General features: G+C 56.9%; 10 protein-coding genes. 8 read left to right on the top strand and 2 right to left on the bottom strand.

The window, feature by feature from the left end; genetic code table 11:
• Positions 1 to 149: 149 nt before the first annotated feature.
• The 6 genes from ABJM11_RS03220 to ABJM11_RS03245 all read left to right on the top strand — a co-directional run bounded on the left by ABJM11_RS03220 (position 150) and on the right by ABJM11_RS03245 (position 9,873).
• Positions 150 to 2,780 (top strand): S8 family serine peptidase, encoded by a 2,631-nt coding sequence (locus ABJM11_RS03220; protein ID WP_348295834.1) that lies wholly within the window; start codon positions 150 to 152, stop codon positions 2,778 to 2,780.
• Entirely contained in the window at positions 2,777 to 3,268 is a 492-nt protein-coding gene (locus tag ABJM11_RS03225; RefSeq protein ID WP_348295833.1) for a protease complex subunit PrcB family protein, read from the top strand. The genes ABJM11_RS03220 and ABJM11_RS03225 overlap by 4 nt, the downstream gene beginning before the upstream one ends.
• A gap of 116 nt (positions 3,269 to 3,384) precedes the next feature.
• A complete protein-coding gene (gene parE / locus ABJM11_RS03230) occupies positions 3,385 to 5,280 on the top strand; it encodes a DNA topoisomerase IV subunit B (RefSeq protein ID WP_348295832.1) in 1,896 nt (631 codons plus the stop codon).
• A gap of 48 nt (positions 5,281 to 5,328) precedes the next feature.
• The gene (locus ABJM11_RS03235) at positions 5,329 to 7,395 is read left to right on the top strand and encodes a DUF2235 domain-containing protein (protein WP_348295831.1); all 2,067 of its coding nucleotides are present in this window, start codon (positions 5,329 to 5,331) and stop codon (positions 7,393 to 7,395) included.
• The gene (locus ABJM11_RS03240; protein WP_348295830.1) at positions 7,395 to 7,994 is read left to right on the top strand and encodes a DUF2931 family protein; all 600 of its coding nucleotides are present in this window, start codon (positions 7,395 to 7,397) and stop codon (positions 7,992 to 7,994) included. The genes ABJM11_RS03235 and ABJM11_RS03240 overlap by 1 nt, the downstream gene beginning before the upstream one ends.
• A gap of 103 nt (positions 7,995 to 8,097) precedes the next feature.
• Positions 8,098 to 9,873: an SLC13 family permease gene (locus tag ABJM11_RS03245; protein ID WP_348295829.1), complete on the top strand. Its 1,776-nt coding sequence runs from the start codon at positions 8,098 to 8,100 to the stop codon at positions 9,871 to 9,873.
• Here ABJM11_RS03245 and ABJM11_RS03250 read toward each other — a convergent pair.
• Positions 9,860 to 11,155 carry an EAL domain-containing protein gene (locus tag ABJM11_RS03250; protein WP_348295828.1) on the bottom strand — a complete coding sequence of 432 codons (1,296 nt, stop codon included), beginning with the start codon at positions 11,153 to 11,155 and terminating at the stop codon, positions 9,860 to 9,862. The genes ABJM11_RS03245 and ABJM11_RS03250 overlap by 14 nt on opposite strands.
• A 573-nt stretch (positions 11,156 to 11,728) precedes the next feature.
• On the opposite strand from ABJM11_RS03250, the gene ABJM11_RS03255 reads away from it, so the two are divergent.
• Together ABJM11_RS03255 and ABJM11_RS03260 are read left to right on the top strand one after the other, a co-directional pair.
• Positions 11,729 to 12,298 (top strand): cytochrome b, encoded by a 570-nt coding sequence (locus tag ABJM11_RS03255; RefSeq protein WP_348295827.1) that lies wholly within the window; start codon positions 11,729 to 11,731, stop codon positions 12,296 to 12,298.
• Positions 12,299 to 12,342: 44 nt separating this feature from the next.
• Entirely contained in the window at positions 12,343 to 12,924 is a 582-nt protein-coding gene (locus ABJM11_RS03260; RefSeq protein ID WP_348295826.1) for a YceI family protein, read from the top strand.
• 57 nt (positions 12,925 to 12,981) lie between these two features.
• Here ABJM11_RS03260 and ABJM11_RS03265 read toward each other — a convergent pair whose 3' ends face one another.
• Positions 12,982 to 14,619 carry a methyl-accepting chemotaxis protein gene (locus tag ABJM11_RS03265; protein ID WP_348295825.1) on the bottom strand — a complete coding sequence of 546 codons (1,638 nt, stop codon included), beginning with the start codon at positions 14,617 to 14,619 and terminating at the stop codon, positions 12,982 to 12,984.
• Between the last annotated feature and the right edge of the window lie 105 nt (positions 14,620 to 14,724).

Below are 14,724 nucleotides of genomic sequence, written 5' to 3' on the forward strand. Positions count from 1 at the left end.
ACCGCCTTCGGGGTAATCTGAAGGCGGTTTTTTGCATCTGATGAAAAGTTTGCAACGTATCCGATGCTACCAACATTATTTAGCTATCATGCGGAAGAACAAGGAAAGTTGTTCTCGCGTATCCACGATGTCGCTCTGGTGAAATTATTATGTTCCGGATTGTGCCTGTCGCCTCTGGTTTTCTGTTATTTGCGCTGATGCTATCGGGGTGTGGTGGTGGAGGCTCGGGCGGAAGCACCGAAGACCCGCCTGACCTGGCCGGGACTGTTGATATAGAAAGCGGAACGCGGGTGGATTCAGACACGGCTGACGACATCCGCCTCAGTGAGTCGGTGGACAATGGCACGCCCGGATCTGCCCAGGCGCTGCCTTCCGGGGTGATTGCGGGCGGTTATCTCAGTTCCACCGAAGGTACCTACAACACGGGAACTCCGGATCGTTTCGATTTCTTTGAAGATACCGAGGACTTTTACACGGCGGAACTGTCACCTGGTGACCGGGTAGCCGTGCAGACATTCTTGTCGCCGGACCAGAGTCAGCCACTGCCAGATCGAAACCTGCGTATCCTCAAACAGGAGGGGGCAAGCCTGGTGGAGGTGGATTCCGATAGCACCTCCAGTGATCTACGTGCACTGATTGCTACCCTCCCGGAGGCGGCAGACCCTGGCTCCTATCTTATCGAAGTCAGCACTACCGGGGGTACTCCGTTCCGTTATGTTCTTACATTGGCGGGCCAGGCCTCTGGCAGTGTCATGAATACCAGCTATTCCGAGCCTGCTTTCATGATGGACGAAGCCATCGTGAGTTTTGAGTCAGAATCCGGTGGCAGTTCAAAGGCTGCAGCCATGGCGGTATCGGAACGACGGGACCTGGGCCGGGGTGCCTGGCTGATGCGCAGGGACAGCGCCCGAAATGTCGGTGCCATGTCCGCCAGCCAGTTGCGGGATGCCCGCAAGGAAACCCTGGGCTGGATAAGGGAGCTTCGTGAGCAGCCCGGTGTCGTCGCAGCCGAGCCCAATTATCTGTACACCTCTCAACAGGTCTCTCCGGGGAATGACCCGCTCTATGACAGACAATGGAATCTGCCACTGACAAGAGCGCCCATGGCCTGGCAGGCTGCGCCAAAGGTGGGTGCCGGGATCGGTATCGCGGTAATGGATACCGGGGTGTTTCGATCACCCCCTGCAACCAGCGGTGCCTGGCACCCGGACCTGGCGGCAAATGTTCAACTGATATCCGGTCAACTCATGGATTATGTGTCCGGTGATCTGGATATTGATCAGGAACCAGGCCGAGACGCCAACCCCGCCGACCCCGGCGACGGCAAGGCCCGAAGCAGTAATTTCCACGGCACCCACGTAGCCGGCATTGCCGCAGCGGTGGATAACGCCGAAGGTATTGTCGGCATGGCGCCCGGCGCCAGCATTTATCCGGTCAGGGTTCTTGGTCGAGACGGCGTAGGCTCTTCTGCCGACCTGATTGCTGCACTGAACTGGGCAGCCGGTCGCAGTGAAATCGATGTAATCAACCTCAGCCTTGGTGGTCTGGGGCCCAGTGACGCTCTCAAGAACGCCATTGATGCGGCCTGGAATGGTGGGAATGGAAAGCTCGTGGTGGCTGCTGCTGGCAATCAGGGCACAGACGAGCCAACGTACCCGGCTGCTTATCCCAACGTCATCGGCGTGGGCGCTGTGGACGGAGGCGGCAAACGTGCCTCTTATTCCAATGTGGGCGAGTCCGTGGACGTGGTCGCACCGGGCGGTGACGCGAGCCGGGACGCCAATCAGGATGGAACCGCGGACGTGATTATCAGCACCTGGGGCAGGGATGACAGTGGATCGTTCGAGCCTGGCTATGCCGGCCTTCAGGGAACCTCCATGGCAGCACCTCACGTGGCGGGTATCTACGCCCTGATGAAAGGAGAGTCCACCATCACGCCTGGGGAGTTCCGTAATCTGTTAAGAAGTGGTGCTCTGACGGAAGAGGTGGGCCCTGCTTTTGAGTACGGTGCCGGGCTGATTAACGCCCTTGCGGCCATGGATGCCGCATTGGACGGCAACTTCCCCATCACCCTCGGGACCTCTCCGTCGGCGCTGCAGTTCAACCCGGCTGTTCTGAGTGCGGAACTCGAGTTTTCCGTCTATCCCGAAGGAGAGCCGGTCACTATCACCCGAGTAACCGCCGGCGCGGCCTGGCTCACTCTGGGGGAGGCTCCGACCGACCCATCCCAGTCGCTCACCCTTTCGGTGGACACCTCTGGGCTCAATGATAATCAGCGTTACACGACCGAACTGTCCATTGACTACGATCCACAGAATGGCGATGCCGCAACCCTGACGGTCCCGGTTTCTCTGCGTCTGGGCACATCCGCAGACGACCGCGACGCAGGCAGGCATTATGTGCTTCTGGTCAGCGCTGATGATGCCCGCAATACCATTGAGCAGACGGTGGTGTCGGCAAGTGGTGGCCAGTACCGATTTGCCTTTGATCAGGTCGAGCCGGGAGAGTATTTCCTGGTGGCCGGCACCGACATCGACAACAATGGCCTGATCTGTGAGAACGGAGAAGCTTGTGCGGAATACCCGGTCAACGGGCTCCCGGAAAAAATTGTAATTGGTGGCGAGTCACTCGGCGGGGTAAGGTTAAGCACCAGTTTCCGCCGACCGACCATCTCTGCCATGGGCCTGCCCCGGGTTGGGTTTGAAGGCTATCGCCTGAAGTCCGGTGATGAAAAGGGGCAGGAGAAGGTGCCAACTCGTAGTGTGGAGAACCAACCTTGATCAAACGTTTCAGGGATATCACAGCACTGACCCTCGCCACCGTCCTGGTCGCTGGTTGTGCCGTTAACCGGTCCGCAACTGCCACCGGGGCACCGCTGGCAAGGCAGGTCACCGAGTCAGACCATTGCGGCCTGACCGCGCCGGGGCTGGTCTATATCAGCAATGCCAGCGAGCTGGACAAGCTCGGGCGCCTGCCATCCGGCAACCTTGCGATGAAAAAGCTCCGGGCTATTGATCTCGAAACGGAGCATCTGGTGCTTGTGGGGCTGGGCCAGAAGGCTACCGGGGGCTATGGTTTGACCCTGGACTCCGCGGAGATAGCGGCCAACGTGCTGGAGCTGACCCTCGATGTCAGGACGCCCGCTCCGGATGCCATGGTCACCCAGGCGCTCACCACGCCCTGCGCCATCATTGCCATCACCCCAGATGACTGGGAGCAGCTCAGGGTATCCGGCAAAGGCCTGGAAACCACTACACGCCAGCGCTAACTGTCCTGTGGGGCTGCGCTGATCCTCACCTGCACAAATCAACCGTTGATCTTTCCCCGTGAATCCATAAGCTATGGGCCAGCTTAATAACAAACCCGTGGAGTCGCTTCCTTCCCATGAGTCAGAAACTGTACAACGCCGATGCCATCGAAGTTCTGAGTGGTCTGGACCCGGTCCGCAAACGCCCGGGCATGTACACCGACACCAGTCGCCCTAACCATCTGGCCCAGGAAGTCATTGATAACAGCGTTGACGAAGCCCTGGCAGGCCACGCCCGCCGGATAGACGTGATCCTCCACAGCGACGGGTCACTCAGCGTGGAAGACGATGGCCGTGGCATGCCGGTGGACATGCACAAAGAGCACGGCGTGCCCGGTGTGGAACTGATTCTTACCCGCCTTCATGCCGGTGGCAAGTTCTCGGAGGGTAATTACAACTTCTCTGGTGGTCTGCACGGGGTAGGGGTGTCAGTGGTCAACGCCCTGTCGACGCATCTTGAAGTACTGATCAAGCGCGACGGGCAATTGCACCGGATGACCTTCGCAAATGGCCACAAGGAAACCGACCTCGCCGTTGTCGACACCGTTGGCAAGCGTAACACCGGTACCCGGCTGAAGTTCACCCCCGATCCCAGCTACTTCGACAGCCCGAAATTCTCTGTCAGCCGCTTGCGCCATAATCTGCGGGCCAAGGCCGTACTTTGCCCGGGCCTGAACGTCACCTTCCTGCAGGAGCAGACCGGTGACAAGGACGAATGGTGCTATGAAGGCGGTTTGCGTGATTATCTGCGCACCGAACTGGCAGACATCGAAGCGGTGCCGCTGGAGCCTTTCACCGGCAGCTTTTCCGGTAACAAGGAAGCAGTGGACTGGGCCATCCAGTGGCTGCCGGAAGGTGGCGAAGCGGTGATGGAAAGCTACGTTAACCTGATTCCCACCGCCCAAGGGGGCACCCACGTCAATGGGCTGCGTACGGGCCTGCTTGAAGCCATGCGGGAATTCTGCGAGTTCCGCAGCCTCCTGCCCCGCGGGGTGAAGCTGTCGCCGGAGGATATCTGGGAGCGCTGCGCCTACGTGCTGTCGTTCAAAATGCAGGAGCCCCAGTTCTCCGGCCAGACCAAGGAGCGTCTCTCGTCGCGGGAAGCGGCGGCGTTTATCTCCGGCGTGGTCAAGGATGCTTTCAGTTTGTGGCTTAACCAGCACACCGCCGTTGCCGAAATGCTGGCAGAACTGTTCATCAGCAACGCCCAGCGCCGCCTTCGTGCCAGCAAGAAAGTCGCCCGTAAAAGGGTCACCTCTGGCCCGGCACTGCCTGGCAAGCTGGCGGACTGCTCAGGCAGCGACAGCAACCGCTCGGAACTGTTTCTGGTGGAAGGGGATTCAGCCGGTGGCTCTGCCAAGCAGGCCCGCGACCGGGACTTCCAGGCCGTGATGCCGTTGCGGGGGAAGATTCTCAATACCTGGGAAGTGGATTCCGGCGAGATCCTTGCGTCCCAGGAAGTCCACGACATTGCCGTCGCCGTCGGCGTAGACCCGGGCTCCGACAAACTCGAGGGGCTACGCTATAACAAGATCTGTATCCTCGCCGATGCAGACTCAGACGGGCTGCACATCGCCACTTTGCTGTGTGCGCTGTTCGTCAAGCATTTCCGCCCGCTGGTTGCTGCCGGCCATGTGTTCGTTGCCATGCCACCCCTGTACAGGGTGGATCTGGGCAAGGAAACCTTCTACGCCCTGGATGAACATGAAAAGCAGGGCATTCTCGACCGTCTCGCGGCGGAAAACCGGCGTGGCAAAATCTCGGTCACCCGTTTCAAGGGCCTGGGCGAGATGAACCCTCTCCAGCTTCGGGAAACCACCATGGCTCCGGATACCCGCAGGCTGGTGATGCTTACCATTGCCGATGGTGACGACACCGACGCCCGTATGGATATGCTACTGGGCAAAAAGCGCGCCTCCGATCGTCGGGTCTGGCTGGAAACCTACGGCAATATGGCAGACATCGAGGTGTGATGGTGTCCGCAACAGCTTAAACAACAACGTCAGCAAGGAGTGGTGACGATGAAACTTGTCCGGTCAAGGGATTTGACCGCCTATGATCTTCCTCGTATTGAAAGCCCGTTTTTGGCCGCCAATAAGGTTCAGCACCTGTTGGCCGACCCGTTTTCTGCATTGCAGCTACCTCAGGACCTCCCCCGCAAGCCTTATGGGCGTAATGCCTATCCCGATACCCTCCAGGACCAGGTTCGCAACGGTGAGCTGTTGCTGGTCCTTGGTCCCGTGGACGGCTTTCCAGTGTCCCCGGTAGTTACCTGGCACCCCGGCGAACACTTTCCTGGCGGTGGCCAGTGGAAAGTGAACACGCTGATTGTTGGCGCATTCCTCGAAAACGACGTGGCAAAGCTGAATGAATGGGCGGTTACCCCGGAGCAGTTGCGTAGCAGCAATCCTGCGGGAATTGGCGGATTCCGGAGTCGGACATTTGGCATCGACATGCAAATCCGGCATCACGCCGAAAACCATCAGAGACAATCGTCATCTGGAAGTGCACTGACACTACCTCTAGGGAGTGCCGCGTCGGTGATACCGCTTCCTGCCACTGCCAGTCCAGCGACTGATGCCACTAAGAAGTCGGAAGAACCGGCCGGTATTCATCTGGAGGTGGGGATTTTTACAGATGGGACCTTGAATAATGCGACGAACACCCGGGTTTTTAAGGAGCAGTTGGAGAAAGAGTGTCTGGCTCCCTTTGAGAACGATGAAATAAGCCAGGAAGAATGTGAACGTCGTTTGGGTCTGATGCTGGGTGGCAGTTACTCCAATGCTCCGAGTAATGTGGCGAAACTATGGGATTTGTACCCAAATAGACAACTAAGGTCAGACAATAAAATTACTTTTCGTCGAAGCATTTACGCACCGGGCGCCGGTTCAAAGTCGGGTAGCGAAGATTCATTGTACGGTGCAGCTACCGGCTTGGGAGCTGCTGGCGTTATTCGCCAGGTTCACTATGCATTTTCACAGCTGGCCATGCAGATGAGAGAAGACCTGCAAGGTAAACAAAGTGACCAACTGAAAGTCGATCTTTTTGGTTTTAGCCGCGGTGCGGCAGCGGCTCGTCATGCAGCGCATGAGATTAATATTGGCCCAGGGGGGCTGCTGGCAAAGGTTTTGAGTGAGTACGGCGTCGCCTGGCCAAAGGAGGTTCGCATCCGTTTCGTTGGGCTGTATGACACTGTTGCTGGTATCGTCAACGTTTTTGCCGGCGACCTGGCTGCGGACAATGCCCGCAACAGTCCTGTTAAGCTCTATCTGGACCCCGGTCAGGTTGATCATGCGGTGCATCTAACCGCTACCCACGAGCACCGCAAGAACTTCGCCCTGAATAGTCTTCGTAGTCCGAACGGTACCCTTCCTGCTAATTTCCGTGAAATCGCGCTACCCGGAGCCCACTCGGACATTGGTGGTGGATACGGTGACAGTCAGCGAGAGGAGGTCTTGATCAGTCCGCTATTGCCGGTGCCACCGAGCCGGCTGCGCTGGCCAGAGAAGAGTATGGAATGGGATAACCTTGAGGCATTGCGAACACAAGTGGCAGCTGAGGGCTGGATTGGCCTCCACAGTTTACCGGTTCGGCAGTCCCGCAAACCCCACAACTGGGAGGCCAACCCTGGCTCGGAAGGTGATGCCAGCTTGGACATAGTGACAAACCGAAAAGACCATCCCGCACCGGAAGGTGAGGTAGAGTTGGCACTGCGCATGACCCGACAGGTTCGTGGCGACTATTCCCGGGTGGCCCTGCGAATGATGCACCGGCTTGCAACAGACAAGGGGGTGCCATTGAAGGATGTAGGTGCGACGAAGCGGGATGAAACAATGCCTGAAGAGTTGAAAGCCATACTCGACAAGCTTATGCAGCAGGTCAAACAGGGAGACGATGAGCCTTCTCTATCCAGGGAGAGCCACGAGTTGTTGTTGCAACGTTATATTCACTACTCCGCGAACTATAACAGTTTTGAAACACTGATCGGCGAGGTGCCCGTGCGGGTAAGCCTGTTCCGCCATGTCAGGCCACATGCCCCAGCGTCATCGAGGGAACGCAGGGTGTACCCGCAACAGGAAGGCTGCTGATGGTTAGAAAAATTGTGATTCTGTGGCTGACTCTGACAATATTTCTGGTCAGCGCTTGTGCTTCGTCGCCTGATAGCCGTGAACCGTGGAACATCAAGATAGCGGCACCCATGAATTACGAAGTGTGGGTGATCGACATGTTTCTGGAGAAGAGTGGAGAACGGAGCTGGCGTCAACCCATTGGTAGCGTTGCATGTTGTTGGAAAGGGCCCCACGGGCCTTCGGGTAAGGGAACAGCCGCGGACCCTTTCCCCGAACTGATCTTCCTTCGCTGGTTCTCCTTTGCCGAACAGAAATATTACACCAAACTGATTGAAGTGCCGCCCGGCCTTCTGGACCAGATGCGGGAACCTGCACCGTTCAAGGCTTATGATGGGTTACGTATGAGCCCCCGGCACACCATGACCATTGGTCTGGCCCCCGGAGGCACCGTGGTGGTCTGGATCCTGAACCAGATTGGCAATGAGGTGGAAGTGATGCGCATGCAGGCCACGGAGACAGAAGGCGATCCCGGTGACTTTGCGGTCGCAACGGAAAACTATCTGGAGCAGCACGGCGATTACCTTGAAGAGCATGGTGTGCCGACCGAGGGTTGGTAGGGGGTTTATTATATATCTTAAAGTGCTTTAAAAAGCATCCTTTATTCTTTCTAAGTCTTCTGCAAACTCGGTATCCTGCGCCTTTTATCCAGGGGAACACCAGATGGACTGGCAGGGCTGGTTTGCTTTAAGCCTCGCGGTGGTAGCGTTGCTGTTGATGAGTGTCGGGCGTTTTGGCCCACATCTTGTCATGCTGGGCGTGCTGATCGTGCTGAGTGCCAGTGGTATTGTCGCTGCCGATCAGGCTCTCGCCGGATTCAGCAACACCGGCCTGATAACCGTTGTTGCAATGTTTGTAGTGGCTGCCGGTATCCATCACTCCGGTGGCGTGGACCTCGTGGTCAATCACCTTCTGCGGTCGCCCCGTACCGTACGTTCTGCCCAGGCCCGGATTGCGTTCCCCGTTGCGTTACTGAGCGGCTTCCTTAATAACACCCCCGTCGTTGCCACCATGATTCCGGCGGTACACGCCTGGTCAAGAAAGATCGGCATATCTCCATCGAAGCTGATGATGCCCCTGAGTTACTCCGCCATCCTCGGTGGTACCCTGACTTTGATTGGCACCAGTACCAACCTGGTGGTCAATGGTCAGTACCAGCAGCTAACCGGGGAAGCGGGCTTTTCGATATTCTCCATTACCGCCGTCGGGTTGCCGGTCGCGGTGATTGGCGTAGCGGCCATGCTTCTGGTGCTGCCGCGCGCGCTGCCTGACCGCAAGGACCAGCAGAAATTTGGTTCCATGCGGGAGTTCACCCTGGAGGTGGCTGTTGCCTTCGATGGACCCTTGGTAGGCAAGAGCGTTGGTGAAGCCGGCCTGCGTGAGCTGGAGCGGCTCTACCTGGTTGAGATCGAGCGGGATGGCAGTGTGGTCACCGCTGTGCCCTCGGAGGAGCGCCTGCGGGGAGGTGACCGGCTGGTGTTTGCCGGGGATACCCAGGCCATTTCCGATCTGTTGCGTATCAACGGCATTGTGCCCTCTGTTCACGACGACGAACCTAGCCTGAGTAAAGACCGGGCAGAGCGACGGCTGGTGGAGGCCGCGCTATCGCCCCAGTCTGAAGTGCTTGGCCTGACCATCCGCGATGCCCGGTTCCGGGACCGATACGGGGCGGTAGTGCTGGCGGTTGCGCGGGGCGGTGAGCGGGTATCCGGTAACCTGGGTAATATTCGTCTCAAACCGGGGGATGTTCTGCTGCTAGAGGCCCGTCCCGCGTTTGTCAGCCGCCAGCGGTACGCCAAGGACTTCCTGCTGATCAATGACCTGGAAACGGAAACGCCCCGTCACGACCGCGCGTATCTGTCCTGGGGAATACTACTGGTACTGGTGGGGGCCGCCGCCTTTGGGGTATTGAGCATGCTCAACGCCGCGTTGATGGGGGCGGCGCTGATGGTACTCAGTGGCTGCTGTTCGGTTGGTCAGGCACAGAAAGCGGTGGACGTGCCCGTCATGCTCACCATCGCCGCCTCATTTGCGTTGGGCGCGGCGCTGCAGGAAACCGGCGCAGCAGCATTTGTGGCCGAGGGGATACTGAATGTCAGCAGTGGGCATCCGTTGCTGACGGTCCTGCTGGTGTATTTTTCCGTGTCAGTACTCACTGAAGTGATCACCAACAACGCTGCGGCGGTGCTGGTGCTACCCATCGTGCTGTCGATGACTGCCTCACTGGGTATTGCCTCCGAGCCCTACGTCATTGCGGTGATGATGGCCGCATCTGCCAGTTTTGCTACTCCCCTGGGCTACCAGACCAATATGATGGTCTTCGGCCCCGGTGGCTACCGGTTCATGGATTTCGTGAAGATTGGCCTGCCGATGAATCTGTTTATTGGGCTGGTCACGGTGGGGGTGATTTCCCTGGTCTACGGAATCAGGCTTTCCTGACCGCCGTTTCGGTGGGGTTGGCGAGAATATCGCAGCAAAGCACCCTCAGTTGTCCATTATGATAATAGCCCAGGGACAGGGTTACACACATGTAGGCACCGGTAATGCAGAGGTAGGGAGCCGTCACCTGCAGGTAGCCTGGCAGGGCGATAGCCTGCCGCAAATATTGCTGGCGGTACCAGTCGGCGCTGGTGGTGCTTTCCAGGGGGCGGAAGCGGGGGTCAAGGCTGCTGGCCATGGCTTCTGAAACCAGGGTATCGTCGATCTGAACGCCGCTCTCATCCACCAGATAACATCGCGAGACCGCCGGGTGATTCAGCAGGGTATTGCAGGCTTCCTTCATCACCATGCCCTGGCTGAGCCTGTCTACCGCATTGCGAAAGAATCCCTCGAAAAAGGATGTCAGCTGTTGGGTTGGGTCCTGCTTTATCCGGTTCTTGCTCTTGTAGTCTTTCAGCAATCCGTCCAGATCCGTCACTTCACCGGGGATGTCCGCCAGTGAGATGCTGGGCTTGCGGAAATAGAAACCCTGTACAAAATCGACCCCCGCATCGATGGCAATCATGGCCTGGTGGTGGGTTTCCACGCCTTCCAGCAGGACCAGACATCCTGACTGGTGGAGCAGCGAGACAATACCGTTAAGAATCTGCCGGGCTTTGCGGTCATCGGTGGCACGGGTCAGCAATTTGCGGTCGAGCTTTACAATGTCTGGTGATAAATTCCAGATGCGCTCGAAATTGGAGTGGCCAGCGCCGAAGTCATCAATGGCGGTCAGGCACCCCAGTTGCTGGTAGTAAGCAACGGTCTCCCGCAGCCGGTCGGCGTCGTCGGTGGGCTGCTCAACGATTTCCATCACGATACGGTGAGGGGGCAGCCCGGTTTTCTTCAGCAACTCCCCAAAAAACGAGTCAGCCCGGTTGCCTGCCGAGACCACTCGTGGAGAAACGTTCAGGAACAACCAGTTAAGCTGGTCGTGGAAATTCGAATAATTGCGGATGTGCAAGTAACGGCAGAGTCGGTCAAGCAACAGATTTTCCGCATCGGACGCCGGCAGTTCAAACAGGTGCAGTGGGAGCACGGCTGCATTGTCGGGGTCAAAAGCGCGGATCAGAGCCTCGTAGCCGACAATGCGTTTGTGAGAAATACTGAATATGGGTTGTAACGCCGTTCGCAGGGTCAGGCCCTGATAATCGGCCGTCCATGATTCACCCTCCCTGGATAACATAGGCGACAGCACGTCCAGTTCCGGTGCGGTCAACTCTTCTGGGAGGGTTCGCGACATAGGCCTTTGGGGTCCGGATATACGAAAACATCGGAAACGCCCGGTGGCTTTCCAATCTGTTGGTCCAGGCTGCACCTTGCTGATTCTGGTGAAATTTCAACGAGGATGCACAGGATTATTGATCCAGACGGAAGAGTGCCAAAACCAGCATATTATTGCCACTATTTCATGTAAAAAAAGGCAACACGAAGTAACAGCGCACAAATGCCGCCGTGGGGAGGGAATGTAGACGGCCCGGCAGAGCCGTCTGAAATCAGTTGTTGCTGGGAACTACAACAGATTCGTCGAATTCAATTTCCATGTCGCTTTCTCTCGTTCAATGAGTAACCCGAACCGGGCATTCAATATGTGTAAATTCTATCTTTTCCATCGTTTCGACAATCCGTAGAACCCGTATCAGACCAAAGGTATAAGGGAAAGTACGTGTAAGTCCGCAACAAGTCTCTTGGTCAGAATTTCTGACCTATGCATGCAAAACATTTTGATTGGTTTCGGGGGCGCCTGTTTCTACACTGCTTCAAGATTTAACGGGCAGGTGCCAGACTAGCCAGGGTATCGGGAACGGAGACTGTTATGCAGGTACGCAACACGGCCAACAGGTTTGGGGTTGTTACTATTGGTATTCACTGGCTTGTTGCCGTGGCTGTATTCGGCCTTTTCGGCCTTGGCTACTGGATGGTAGACCTGTCTTATTATGACGATTGGTATCGGACAGCCCCTGATATCCATCGAAGCATCGGTATTCTGTTATTGATGGTTATGGTGCTTCGCCTGGCCTGGCGTTTCATTAATCCGATGCCGCGTCCGCTACCCAGTCACAGCCGCTTCGAGGTGTTGGCAGCCCACGGTGCGCACCTGCTGCTATATGTCCTGATCTTCGTCGCCATGATCAGTGGTTATCTCATTTCTACCGCGGACGGGTCGTCCATCAGTGTGTTTGGCTGGTTTGACGTTCCTTCGGTGACGGGGCGGATCAAGGGAATGGAGGATACGGCCGGCCTGGTTCATTACTGGGTAACCTGGGTCCTGGTTGTGCTTGCCGGCCTGCATGGCCTTGCGGCAATCAAGCACCATGTGATTGATCGTGACGACACCTTACGGCGTATGCTGGGTAAGGATCGTCATCAACACCGAACTGACTGATGTCTTTAATCGCGCCTTCGGGCTGTTTCAACAAGGAGATGAACATGAAAAAACTGCTGCTCGCATCTGCTGTTTCACTCACGATGGCTGGTGGCGTCCAGGCATCGGAGCATAGCGGAACCTATGCCTTCGATACCGAAGGCGCACACCAGTTTATTACCTTCAAGATTTCCCACCTGGGTTACAGCTGGCTGTATGGCCGGTTCAATGACTTTGACGGCCAGTTTGCCTACGACGCGGAGAACCCGGAAAACAGCTCTGTGCAAGTGACAATCGATACATCCAGTGTAGATTCAAACCATGGTGAGCGGGACAAGCACCTGCGTTCCGATGATTTCCTCCATGTCAGCGAATACCCGGAAGCGACTTTCAAGAGCAAAAGGGTAGAAGTAGACGAGGAAGGCGAAGCCGACATTATCGGTGACCTGACTCTGCGTGGCGTGACGAAAGAAATCACCCTTGATGTGGAAATGCTGGGCCATGGGGAAGATCCCTGGGGTGGCTACCGGATGGGGTTCGAGGCTGAAACCGAGTTCAAGCTCTCTGACTTCGGTATTCCCATGGATCTTGGCAAAGCCTCTGAAACGGTCGAAATGATCATTTCAGTGGAAGGCATTCGCCAGTAACCGTCACGGCTCGCCCCGTCTCCTGGAGAAGCCGGAGATGGGGCGAACTCCCGCCCATTATACCTTGAACCTTCCTGTCTGTTGCTCCAGTTCTCTGGCGTAGCCGTCCAGCGACTTGCTTATGCGGTTGATGCTTCCTGATCTTTCCATCCCTTCAAAAGCCAGATCATTGATTTCGGTAACACTGCGGTTGATCTCGTCGACCACCTGAGTCTGCTCTTCTGTCGCCGACGCCACGCTGGTATTCATGTCGCTGATGTCCGCCATCGATTCAAGAATACCCTGCAGTTCCGCCTCGGCTTCAGTCGCAAGTTTTTCGGTTTCCACCGCTTCCTTGCTTCCGGTTTCCATCACCGCCACGACATCGGCGACGCCGGTCTGGAGGGCGGTAATCATGGTCTGTATGTCTTCGGTCGACTGCTGTGTTCGTTTGGCCAATGTGCGTACTTCGTCGGCAACCACGGCAAAGCCCCGGCCCTGCTCCCCGGCGCGGGCAGCCTCTATCGCTGCGTTGAGTGCCAGCAGGTTGGTCTGGTCGGCGATTTCCCGAATAACGTCCAGTACCGAAGTAATGTTCTCCGAGTCCAGTGAAAGCTTGCGTATAACCTCCACAGCTTTGGATATCTGTGCGGCCAGACGTTGTACCTGGACCGATGAGTTGCGGATGATGGTCGCACCATTACGCCCCTTCTCCTGGGCGTGCCTGGTGATGTCGGCGGCGCGAGAGGCATTGCCCGCCACCTCCTCGATGGCGCTTTGCATTTCATTGATGGCGGTTGCGACCATGGAAATGGCATCGGTTTGCCGGGTGACGCCGTTACTGTTGTCGTGGGCGGTCGAGGACAATTCAGAGGCGCCTTCGCCCAGTTGCCTGCTGAGATTCTGGATCGAGCCGATCATGCCCTGGAGGTTTTCAAGCACGTGATTGAAGCTCGCAGCAAGCTTTCCCAGATCATCGTCCATTTCAACAGGAATACGCTGGGTGAGATCTCCCTCCCCCTGGGCGATGTTGTCCAGTTGCTTCCGCAGCACGCTGATAGACTGGATGATCATACGAAGGACTACAACGAACAGAATGATACCAATGATGAGGGCGCCGGCCGTAATCGAAAGTATAAAGACGGAACTGGCGAGTCCTTCATCAGACGCCTCCCGGGCAACGACCTGAGCCTTTTCATCAGCGTGCACGCCGACGCTGTCGTAATAATCCCGAAGCTGGCTGAACGCCTGGTCACCCGGGCCGGTCAACAGCTGGTGTCCGCGGTCAGGATCGCCTGCCTTCGCGACGTCCATGGACTCCCGCGCCGACTTGAGCCAGCGGTCGTAAGTGCTGCGAAAGCCATCGGTTATTTCGGAAACGCCCGTGCCACGCAGGCGCTCCACGGCTGCGTTCATTCTGTCCAGAGCCTGTGTGGCATTTTCTTCGAAGGCCGCTTTGTACTGAGCAGTGGATGCATTATTGTCAGTAGCGTTTATAAATGACATCTGCGCGACAAGGGCCTGGTAAAGGTCGCGGTCACCGTTGAGAGCTTCACTTACGGCGGGAAGATAACGTTCGGACAGTGTGTCAGTGTCTGACACCAGGTTGCGCGCCGTCAGGACGCTGAAGAGACCTATCACAACCAGGGCGATGGCAGAAACGGCAAAAGGTAAGGCGACTTTGGCCCTCAGGCCCAGGGAGTTTCTTATAGTCATTTTCAATCCTGACGGTTCGTTGCAGTCTAGCGCGTTCAGTCAGGATAGCACCGGAAAGGGAGCTGACATTGTTGATAAGTGTAACGCTTGATATGGCCTGGTAAG

The sequence above is a fragment of the Marinobacter sp. genome (assembly GCF_039977835.1).
GTDB lineage: Bacteria > Pseudomonadota > Gammaproteobacteria > Pseudomonadales > Oleiphilaceae > Marinobacter.

What these genes read in the sequence shown, in the direction of transcription:
- ABJM11_RS03220 (WP_348295834.1), top strand. Translation starts at nt 150, where the DNA reads ATGTTCCGGATTGTGCCTGTCGCCTCTGGTTTTCTGTTATTTGCGCTG.
- ABJM11_RS03260 (WP_348295826.1), top strand. Translation starts at nt 12,343, where the DNA reads ATGAAAAAACTGCTGCTCGCATCTGCTGTTTCACTCACGATGGCTGGT.
- ABJM11_RS03265 (WP_348295825.1), bottom strand. Translation starts at nt 14,619, where the DNA reads ATGACTATAAGAAACTCCCTGGGCCTGAGGGCCAAAGTCGCCTTACCT.
- ABJM11_RS03255 (WP_348295827.1), top strand. Translation starts at nt 11,729, where the DNA reads ATGCAGGTACGCAACACGGCCAACAGGTTTGGGGTTGTTACTATTGGT.
- ABJM11_RS03250 (WP_348295828.1), bottom strand. Translation starts at nt 11,155, where the DNA reads ATGTCGCGAACCCTCCCAGAAGAGTTGACCGCACCGGAACTGGACGTG.
- ABJM11_RS03235 (WP_348295831.1), top strand. Translation starts at nt 5,329, where the DNA reads ATGAAACTTGTCCGGTCAAGGGATTTGACCGCCTATGATCTTCCTCGT.
- parE (WP_348295832.1), top strand. Translation starts at nt 3,385, where the DNA reads ATGAGTCAGAAACTGTACAACGCCGATGCCATCGAAGTTCTGAGTGGT.
- ABJM11_RS03245 (WP_348295829.1), top strand. Translation starts at nt 8,098, where the DNA reads ATGGACTGGCAGGGCTGGTTTGCTTTAAGCCTCGCGGTGGTAGCGTTG.
- ABJM11_RS03240 (WP_348295830.1), top strand. Translation starts at nt 7,395, where the DNA reads ATGGTTAGAAAAATTGTGATTCTGTGGCTGACTCTGACAATATTTCTG.